The following is an 841-nucleotide window of genomic DNA, read 5'->3' as shown; positions in this document are numbered from 1 at the left end:
TGCCTGATACGCCGACAGACCGGCGATCATGGCGCGTTCGCGCGCGATGCCGCTGCTGATGATCACCGGGTAGTCGCGGTAGGTGAGCAGCAACCCGAAGAATGTCGCCACCACCGCCGCCTGAAGCGCCAGGCGCGGCGTCGCGCGCGCGTCATTCCAGCGCGCCGCCGCCATCCCCGCGCCGTACAGCGCAATCATCACCCAGAGCGGCAGCAGGTAGCGCGGTTCAACGTGGAAGATGAGCACGGTCAGCAGCGAGTAGCCGATCCACGCCAGGAACAACAGGCGGAAATGAATCCCTTCGCGCGCGCGCCCTGCAAGTCCGGCGACTCCCGCTGTCGTGAATCCCAGCCAGATGAGATCGCCCGCCAGACCCAGCGCCGCCGTTTCGCGCAGCGGTCGGGTGAAGAAACTCTGCTTGACGAAGTAATCCTCGATGAACTGCGCTTTCCAGATGTGACGGAAGGTGTCCCACATCGAGCGGAATGGGCGCAGCGGATCGGCAGCCAGAATTTCACGCGCACGTTCGAGGGCGTAGATATGGCGATCCGCCTGCGGCATGCGCCGCAGCGTTTCGATGTTTTCGTTCCGCCGCGCCACATCGTCGAGGTCGAGCCATAGATTGATCTGCCCCAGGGTATCGACCGGAATCAGGTGGCCATACGTCAGATAGTTGCGTGCCGTCCACGGCGCGACAATCGCCAGACATGCCGCCATCACGACGATCGCCGGCGTGATCGCCGTCCTCGCCGCTTCCCAACGCGATGCAGCGCTGGATCGCGTCGTCGTCAGGGCGCGCACGACCAGCCACCCCACAACGAACACGCTCGCATACAGCGCT

Annotated in this window: 1 protein-coding gene; it reads right to left on the bottom strand. The window is 64.6% G+C overall.

What is annotated here, in order from left to right; translation table 11 throughout:
- Positions 1-841 (bottom strand): hypothetical protein (locus NZU74_20315; GenBank protein MCS6883674.1); only part of this gene is annotated, 841 nt, incomplete at both ends.

Source organism: Chloroflexaceae bacterium (assembly GCA_025057155.1).
Lineage (GTDB): Bacteria > Chloroflexota > Chloroflexia > Chloroflexales > Chloroflexaceae > JACAEO01.
The sequence above is the reverse complement of the archived record's forward strand: the minus strand, read 5'-3'. Positions and strand labels throughout refer to the sequence as shown.